Source organism: Bradyrhizobium acaciae (assembly GCF_020889785.1).
Taxonomy (GTDB): Bacteria; Pseudomonadota; Alphaproteobacteria; order Rhizobiales; family Xanthobacteraceae; genus Bradyrhizobium; species Bradyrhizobium acaciae.
This window is the reverse complement of sequence record NZ_JACMYK010000218.1, coordinates 1-8,664: the sequence shown is the minus strand read 5'-3', so window position 1 is coordinate 8,664 and position 8,664 is coordinate 1. Positions and strand designations below refer to the sequence as shown.

At 63.5% G+C, this 8,664-nt stretch carries 9 protein-coding genes; 7 read left to right on the top strand and 2 right to left on the bottom strand.

The window, feature by feature from the left end:
* Positions 1 to 2,160 (bottom strand): C2 family cysteine protease (locus tag H8A92_RS38480; RefSeq protein ID WP_229200494.1); only part of this gene is annotated, 2,160 nt, incomplete at its 3' end.
* Positions 2,161 to 2,465: 305 nt separating this feature from the next.
* On the bottom strand, positions 2,466 to 3,275 hold the full coding sequence (locus H8A92_RS38475) for an IclR family transcriptional regulator (RefSeq protein ID WP_229200493.1): 810 nt from the start codon (positions 3,273 to 3,275) through the stop codon (positions 2,466 to 2,468).
* Between the two features lie 128 nt (positions 3,276 to 3,403).
* Between H8A92_RS38475 and H8A92_RS38470 the strand changes: the two genes are divergently transcribed.
* From H8A92_RS38470 to H8A92_RS38440, 7 genes are all read left to right on the top strand, one after another.
* The gene (locus tag H8A92_RS38470; RefSeq protein ID WP_229200492.1) at positions 3,404 to 4,636 is read left to right on the top strand and encodes an ABC transporter substrate-binding protein; all 1,233 of its coding nucleotides are present in this window, start codon (positions 3,404 to 3,406) and stop codon (positions 4,634 to 4,636) included.
* A gap of 56 nt (positions 4,637 to 4,692) precedes the next feature.
* Positions 4,693 to 6,042 carry an aromatic ring-hydroxylating oxygenase subunit alpha gene (locus H8A92_RS38465; RefSeq protein WP_229200491.1) on the top strand — a complete coding sequence of 450 codons (1,350 nt, stop codon included), beginning with the start codon at positions 4,693 to 4,695 and terminating at the stop codon, positions 6,040 to 6,042.
* Positions 6,039 to 6,845, top strand: a complete 807-nt coding sequence (locus H8A92_RS38460; RefSeq protein WP_229200490.1) for an SDR family NAD(P)-dependent oxidoreductase — start codon at positions 6,039 to 6,041, stop codon at positions 6,843 to 6,845. Before H8A92_RS38465 ends, H8A92_RS38460 begins: the two co-directional genes overlap by 4 nt.
* Positions 6,846 to 6,876: 31 nt before the next feature.
* On the top strand, positions 6,877 to 7,470 hold the full coding sequence (locus tag H8A92_RS38455; protein WP_229200489.1) for a 3-phenylpropionate/cinnamic acid dioxygenase subunit beta: 594 nt from the start codon (positions 6,877 to 6,879) through the stop codon (positions 7,468 to 7,470).
* 15 nt (positions 7,471 to 7,485) lie between these two features.
* The gene (locus H8A92_RS38450) at positions 7,486 to 7,680 is read left to right on the top strand and encodes a hypothetical protein (RefSeq protein ID WP_229200488.1); all 195 of its coding nucleotides are present in this window, start codon (positions 7,486 to 7,488) and stop codon (positions 7,678 to 7,680) included.
* A 24-nt stretch (positions 7,681 to 7,704) separates the two neighbouring features.
* Entirely contained in the window at positions 7,705 to 8,100 is a 396-nt protein-coding gene (locus H8A92_RS38445) for a hypothetical protein (RefSeq protein WP_229200487.1), read from the top strand.
* 15 nt (positions 8,101 to 8,115) lie between these two features.
* Positions 8,116 to 8,664 (top strand): FAD-dependent monooxygenase (locus tag H8A92_RS38440; RefSeq protein WP_229200486.1); only part of this gene is annotated, 549 nt, incomplete at its 3' end.

Sequence of the window (8,664 nt, the reverse complement as noted above, 5' to 3'; positions counted from 1 at the left end):
GTCGACCGGCGCATTGACGGTGAATGCGTTCGACCATGCCCCCCAAACAGTTCCGTCGTTGGCGCGGATCCAAAGTGTGTCGACGCCGGACCCGGACTGATAGCTGAGCGAGGTCAGTTGGGCCGCCGTGATGTAATTGTCCTGCTTGGCCGGCAGCGCCACCCCGTTCAGGACGAAGGACCCGCCAACGGTGCCGCTGTCCCAAACGTCATATTCGGTCGCAGCGCTACCGAACGGATCACCGTAGGTGAACAGGGACGTGACCGCATAGCTCTGCCCGTGAGACGCATTGATGTTCGAGACGGCCTCGACAGGACCGGTGTCGACCGGAGCGTTGACGGTGAACGCGTTCGACCACTGTCCCCAAGCCGTGCCGTCGTTGGCGCGGATCCAGAGTGTGTCGATGCCGGAGCCGGATTGATAGCTCAGCGACGACAGCTGGGCGGCCGTGATGTAATTGTCCTGATTGGCCGGCAGCGCCACCCCGTTCAGAACGAAGTGCCCGCCACCGGTGCCGGCGTCCCAGACATCGTATTGGGCGGCGGCCATGCCGAACGGATCGTTGTAGGTAAACAGCGACGACACCGCAAAGCTCTGGCCATGCGATGCCGTTACGTTCGAGACCGTCACCGTGGGCCCTTCCGGAGTCGCGGTAAACGAGGCCCAGGCGCTCCAGAATACGCCGTTATACGCGCGCACCCACAGCTGATCGCTCGCGGCACCGAACTGATAGCTAATTTGGGACCATTGCGAAGCGGCGACGTCGATCTCGACCCCGGCCGCCTGCGCCACCCCGTTCACGGTGAAATGGCCATTGCCGCCGGTGTCCCAGAGCGCATACTCGGTCACGGGCAGGCCACCGCTCGTCACGTAGAACATCGACGATGCGCTGATCGAAGTCTGCGCCCGGCCGGTGACGTTGGACACGATCACATTCGGCGCGACGTCGACGACGGCGGAATTATCGATGACGAAATCGCCTTGCTCATTGGCGATCTGCGTGAGCGAAACCTCGAACTGCACGTCCCAGTTCTGGCCGGGATAACTGTTTCCCCAGGGATTGCGAACGATGAAGTTGCCCGTCGCGCTGTCATATCCGATGACTGCGAAAGCATGGTCCGGGACCAGCTGGATATTTCCCGCACTGTCATAGGTGTACGGCGACGTCGAAGGGATCTCGAGGATGACATCGTCGCCGGCGGCGAGCGCAGCGGTGTAGATCGACTTGTCACTGTACCAATAGGACGCGGTGCTCAGATAATAGTTGACGCTCGTCGCATCGGTCAGATTCTCGAAGACATTCGTCGGGGGATCGGCGGAGATGTTGTTGTAGCTGTTGACGGCCGGGTGCCCGATCTGTCCCGACGAACTGAGTTGGGCATAGGCCTTTTCCACCAAGGCAACCCACATTGCGGTGGGCTGCTCATTGTAGTTGTGACCGTAATCAAGTTCGGTTCCACTGACGACTGGAAACTCGTCGTTGACGGTCTCCCATGTCTCCTGACCATTGACATAGAAGCGTACGCCATAGGTGCAGTTTCCATTGTCCACGATCATGGAGCTCATGACCTGAGGATGAAAGACGACGAGGTCGATCAAGCCCGACATCAGCTCGCAATCGCCGCTTGCTCCCTGACAGACATCGTTGACGGTGGCTGCCCCCGCCGAAGAATACAACGGTCCGACAACCGCGCTGTAGCCCTGCAATGTCCAGCCGCTCGAGGCCGCATCGGGCGGCAGAGTCGGATCCGGCAGATCGGTCCCCTGGAACCACTTTCCGATCAGTTCGGACATCTGCGTTGATGTCGTGCCAACCTGCAGATTGCCGAGCGCGACCGATGTCGTGCCCCCCGTCCAGGTGGCATTCGCCGGGTTGCCGTCGACGAGCTGGACGAAAAGATGGAAGACGTAGCTCGATGTGGAAAGTCCGCTGTTCAGATTGGCCGCAATCACCTGCAGCGAGTTCAACTCATTCGCAGTGACACTGCCGCGATTTGCGACATCCGCCAGCAACTGAATGGCTTCGGCGTCGGTGAAATCGCCGTCCGCCGCAAAGTTGAGCATGTCGGACTTGATGCCACTGTCGACAAGCGAATTGACCCAACTTGCAGTCATGGAAGCCTTCGTAAATCTTGACGCGAACTGATTGCCGTCGACCAAGCCGGTCTTGACGAGATTGCCTGCGTCCTATCGAGACGAATCCGGCGATAAAATGCGTTACTATCGCGTTAGTTCTGACCGAATTCGGGGCATGTGTCGATCTTACCGAACACTGCCGACTGTGAAAGAAGCCGCATTATCGTGAAGATTCCTTAATGTCTGCCTGATGCGTCGCCCACCGCCCCGGGATTGCGGCAGGCGCTCCGACAGCCGCGCCGGGTTCCCGCAGCGGACCTGCCTTCGATCGTCCGGGTTCCCAACAGAGCTTCGCCCGCGCCAGCTGGGCATAGCCGGTGCCCGTCAGTTCACACGGGTCCAGCAACGGCCGGCTCGGCGCCCTGAAATCCCAGCAAGACTGAAATCTGCCGGCCTGCCTCGCGCACCAGCCCGGAATATTCCAACAGCTTCTGCTCATCGATGCGCGCGGTCGGCCCGTAGAGACCGACCGAACCGACGACATTGCCGCGATGATCGAAACACGGCGCGGAGACCGCGGCCGCGCCGGCGAAGATCTCGCTGTGACTGGTCGCATAGCCGTTGTGCCGTGCAAAGCTCAGGGCTTCCTCGATCCGCGCCCGCTCGGTGCTCGGTACGGAGGCCGAGATCAGTGCGGCCTGTCGCGCCGGATCCATGAACGCCAACATCGCCTTGCAGGACGATCCCTGGGTCAGGCTCAGGCTGTGGCCGACGCCGCGGCTGATCGAGAGCACATGACGGCTCTCGCATTCGAGGATGCAGATGCCGCGATCGTCCTGCTCGCGGAACAACGCTGCGGTCTCGCCCGTCGCCTCGCGCAAGCCTTCGACGATCGGGCGCGCGACCGCGACGATCTCCAGTCCCTTCAGCCAGACATGGGCCAGCTTCATCACGCCGTACGACAACCGAAAGCGCTGCGGGTCGCCTTCGGCCTGGATCAGGTCGCGCTGCGCCAGTGTCTGCAGCAGACGATAGAGCGTCGGACGGCTCAGCCCGACCCGCTTCTGAATCTCGATCACGCTCATCGCCGGCTGATCCGGCGTGAAGCATTGCAGGATCGCGATCGCGCGATCGACCGCCCGCACGCCAGACGCCCCCTGCTCGGCGTCCTGAGTTTCCGCCTTCGGCTTCTTCGCCATCCGTCCACATCCGCAAATTCGGCAGGGCGCGCTGCATCCAGCGCGCTTGACCGATCGGTCCGCGCCGATACTATCTCATATTATGAGAATAATGTCCACTAGATGGACATGCAAACGCGACGGGAGGATTGGATTTGGTTCGGACAGACGTCTCGCGCAGATGGGCCGCCAGGATCGCCGCGGTGATGCTCTCGACGCCGCTGGTGCACGCTGCGCCCGACGGCTCGGGCATTTCGGACGGCGTGGTGCGGATTGCGGTCCTCAGCGATTACGGCAGCGGCCGCGATCTCGGCGGGCCGGGCTCGGTGACAGCCGCCAAGCTCGCCGCCGAAGATTTTCACAACAAGGTGCTGGGCAAGCCGATCGAGATCATCGCGGCCGACCACCAGAACAAGCCCGACGTCGCGGTGGGCATCGCGCGGCAATGGTTTGACGTCGACCATGTCGACGCGGTGACCGACCTTGCGGTGAGCTCAGTGGGTCTTGCCGTCGCCGGGCTCGCGACACAGAGCAACCGGACCGCGCTGGTCTCGGGCGCGGCGACGTCAGACCTTACCGGCGACAAATGCTCGCCCGTCATCACGCATTGGGCCGACGACACCTACGCGCTGTCGGCCGGCCTGGTCGGCGAGCTGAGCCGCCGCGTCGGCAAGGAATGGTTCTTTGTCGCAGTTGATTATTCGTTCGGCACCGCAATGGTGAAGGACGCCTCGCGCGCGGTGACCGATAATGGTGGCAAGGTGACCGGCGCGGTGCGCTATCCCTTCAACACCACCGATTTCTCGTCATTCCTGCTGGCCGCCCAAAACTCCGGCGCCAAGGTGGTGGCGCTGGCCGGCACCGGTGCCGACACCGTCAATGCGGTCAAGCAGACCCACGAATTCGGCCTGCAACAGGGCGGGCAGACCATCGTCGGCATGCTGACCTTCATCTCCGACGTTCATTCGATCGGCCTGCGCGACGCGCAGGGCATGTACATCGCATCCCAATATTATTGGGATGACGACGACGGCACCCGCACCTTCGCCAAGCGCTTCATCGAGATCGAGAAGCGCGAGCCGACCAAATTGCAGGCCGCGACCTACGCCGCCGTGCGCCACTATCTGAAAGCGATCGAGGCCGGCGGCAGCGACGAGGCGAAGGCCGTCAATGCCGAAATGCGCAAGTTGCCGGTCGATTTCTTCGGCCGCCCCGCGCACATCCGGAAAGACGGCCGCGTCGTCTACGATCTCTCGCTCTACCGCGTGAAGAAGCCGGAAGAGAGCAAATATCCCTGGGACTACTACCAGAGGATCGCAGTCATCCCCGGCGACCAGGCGTTCCGCCCCGAGGAAACGGGCGGCTGCAAGCTCGACAAATAGGAAGCCCCATCATTCGCCGCGACGCACGGTCGCGCATACGAAACAAGGAGAAGCCGATGCCGCTTCGCAACGATTTCGATCAGCTTGTTGACATCAAGGGTGGCTTCATCAGCCGCGAGATCTTCGTGGATGCCGATATCTACCGGCAGGAACTCGACAAGGTCTTCACCCGCGCCTGGCTCCTGGTCGGTCACGAGAGCCTGGTGCCCAATCCCGGCGACTTCTACACCTCTCGGATGGGCGAGGAATCCGTGATCCTCTGCCGCGACAAGAAAAGCGAGATCCATGTCTTCCTGAACTCGTGCCGGCACCGCGGCATGAAGGTGTGCCGCTACGAGCAGGGCAACACCTCGCTGTTCACCTGCCCCTATCACAGCTGGACCTACACCACCGACGGCAAGCTGCAGGGCGTTCCGCTACACCGGACGCTGTATGACGGCGTGCTCGACCGCGAAGCCAATTCGCTGGTCTCGGTCGCCAAGCTCTGCAACTACAAGGGCTCGATCTGGGCGACCTGGGACAACGATGCGCCCGACTTCCTCACCTATCTCGGCGATGCCAAGATCCATCTCGACCAGGCGCTCGACTGCCGCGACGGCCGCGAGGGCGGCTCCGAGGTGATCGGCGTCCACAAATGGGTGTTCCCGGCCAACTGGAAATTCGCCGCCGAGAACTTCCTCGGCGACACCTATCACAATCCGAGCCACCGCTCCGTCGACCTGATCGGCATCGGCCCGAGCGCTGCCGCCGGCAAGAAGGGCCGCCGCGACGACGAACTGGAGAAGGCCGAGCACGTCTGGATCAGCTTTCCGGCGGGCCATGGCGTGCACAGCGCGATCCAGCCGGAGGCCAACGAATATACCGAGTCGTTTCTCGACAACCCGATCCTCGAAAAATACTTCCGGCACTGCTTCGAGGAACGCAAGCGACGGCTCGGCGAAGGCGCGCGGCTGCTGCCCTTCGTCGGCACGATCTTCCCCAACACCTCCTATCACGGCCGCCAGCCGCGCGGACTTTGCGCCTGGCATCCGCACAGCCCGACCTCGACCGAAGGCTGGCGCTTCTTCCTGGTCGACAAGGACGCGCCGAAGGAAGCCAAGGAATATCTGCGCCGCTACTACATGCGCTACTCCGGCCCGGCCGGCATGACCGAGCAGGACGACATGGAGAACTGGCTCTATGCGACCGCGGCGAGCACCGGCACGGTGGCGCGGCGCTACCCCTTCAACTATCAGCAGTCGATGGGCGCCTACGTGACCGACCATCCGCTCGGCGGCGATGTCTCCAAGCAAGTCACCGAGCAGATCGCACGCGGCTTCTACCGCCGCTGGACCACCTACATGCAGGGTGGCGACTGGCACGAATTGCTCGGATCGCCCGCGGGCAACCGGCAGGCCGCAGAATGAGCGCAACCCAAAAAGCGGTCCTCGTCAGCGGGGGTACCTTCGGTATCGGCCGCGCGATCACGCTCGGGCTCGCGCGGCGCGGCCATGCGGTGGTGGCATTCGGTCTCGAGGCGCCGCAGGTCTCGAGCATCGCGCAGCACGCCATTCCGGCCCTGCGCGATGAACTCGAGCGCGAAGGCCTCTCGGCCGAACTGATGGAAGCCGACGTGTCGAAAGCAAGCGACGTTGCGCGGGTGGTCGCGCACGCCGTGGCGCGATTCGGCCGCATCGACGCGGTCGTCAACAATGCAGCGATCGGCCCGCTCGGCACCGTGCTCGACACCGACGAGGCGCTCTTCGATCGTATCATGGCGGTCAACCTGAAGGGCCCGTATCTGACCAGCCGCGCCGCGATCCCGCACATGATCGCGCAAGGCGGCGGCTCGATCGTCAACATCGGCTCCGGCGCCGGCTGGGGCAAGCCGAACATGGCGGTCTACAGCGCAAGCAAGGGCGGTGTTGTCGCGCTCAGTGCGGCGATGGCCTACGACTTCTTCCACCAGCGCATCCGCGTCAACACCGTGATCCCCGGTGGCGGCGGCATCGTCAGCGGCATGAGCCTCGGCCGTGTCGGCGGCGATGCGGCGCGCCTCGGCAGGAGCGCGCCCGGCACCGCCGCCGGCCGCGTCGCTGATGGCGACGACATCGCCAATGTCGTGGCCTTCCTGCTGTCGCCGGAAGCGGAAACGCTGTCCGGCACCGTGATCGATGTCGGCTGCTTCGCCCAGCAGGGCGGACCGATCCCGCCCAAGCCCGCAACCTGAGAACCCCGCGACGCCTGATGAGGAGATGACCATGACAACGACCGTTCAGGATCAGGACAGGCAAGAGCGCGCAGCCAACGCCACGATCGAGCGATCGGCGGCCTATTACCGGCTCAAGGCCGATGTCGAGGATTTCTACTACCACGAGGCCGACCTGCTCGACGACCGGCGCTTCCGCGACTGGCTCGAGCTGCTCACCGAGGACATCAGCTATTTCATGCCGATCCGGCGCAATGTGAAGTTCGGCCAGCAGGCCGCACGCGAGAACACCAAGCGCGGCGAAGGCATCAGCTGGTTCGACGAGGACAAGTGGACCTTGACCAAACGGGTCGAGCAGATCCTGACCGGCGTACATTATGCAGAGGAGCCGCTGTCGCGGATCACGCACATGGTCAGCAATGTTCAGATCAAGCAGGTACGGCCGGATATCGGCACGGCGCGCGAGCTCGATGTCGCCAGCCGCTTCCTCGTCTACCAGAACCGCGTCGAGTACGAGACCTACATCTTCGTCGGCCGCCGCAACGACACGCTGCGCCTGACCGACGCTGGCTGGAAGATCGCGCGGCGCGAGATATTGCTTGAACAGAATATCCTGCTGGCCAAAAATCTCACCACGTTCTTCTGAGCAAGGTGTGGTGCGATGATTGACGTGATGGCGATCAAGGTAGGCACACGGCTGAAGCTGGAAGCCGGCATCGTCGCCGAGGTGGTGGAGAACATGGACGACGGCCAGTGGCTGCAGGTGCGCTATCTGGAGTGCCCTGCCCGGCCCGGTGACGTCGGCACCGTGGAACTGTGCCACGCGCAGGACATCATCAAGGTGCTTAGCGAATAGTTCCGGCCCAACGGACACGTGATCATGCTGCGATTTGAATACATGCCGAGCGATTTCCATCCGCTGTTCCTGTTCCTCGGTGAAGCCGCTGATATCGCCGCGCTGGCCAAGCTGTTGCGACGCTTTGCCGAGAAACCGCAAACGATCGCGGTGGCGGAACGGATTCCCGGCACCGTCTCGCGCAACGAGCTGGTGCTGGCACCTGCCGACGACGACTTCGGCATGCGCGATCTCGGCGGGCGGTTCGCCTGGAAGCTGACGGATTGGCAGGCGGAACGGATTGCCGCGCGTATCGAGCTGCTGACATCAGACGACAGCAAGTCCGGCTCGGAAATCGTCGAGATCGGCAGCGAGGGCGAGATCCCGGTCAAGGTGTCGCGCGGCGAGTTCACCGACGACTTCCTGGTCACACGCAGGTAGCAGCGGACACGTCGGGTGAGTTCACAGCGCAAGCCAAGAGTCCTGATTGCCGGCGCCGGGATCGGCGGCCTCGTCGCGGCGCTATCGCTGCTGCAACGGGGCATCGAGGTCGAGATTTTCGAGCAGGCGTCCGAGCTGCGCGAGCTCGGCGCCGGTGTCCAGCTCAGCGCCAACGGCACACGCGTCCTCATCGCACTCGGCCTCGAGCAGCAGATGCAGGCGATTGCCTGCGAGCCTGCGGGCAAGGAGATCAGGCTGTTCAGCACCGGGCGGACCTGGAAGCTGTTCGACCTCGGCGCCTCGTCGCGCGCGATCTATGGCGCGCCCTACTGGATGGTGCATCGCGGCGACTTTCACCGCGTGCTGGTCGACGCGTTCAATGCGCGCGCACCCGGGCGGCTCCATCTCGACAGCCGCTGCGCCGGCTTTGATCAGGACGCCGACGGCATCTGGCTTCGGCTGGCCAATGGCGAGAGGCGCCGCGGCGACATCGTGGTCGGCGCCGACGGCGTGCACTCTGAAATTCGCCGGCGGATCGGCGGCGACACGAAGCCGTTCTTCGCG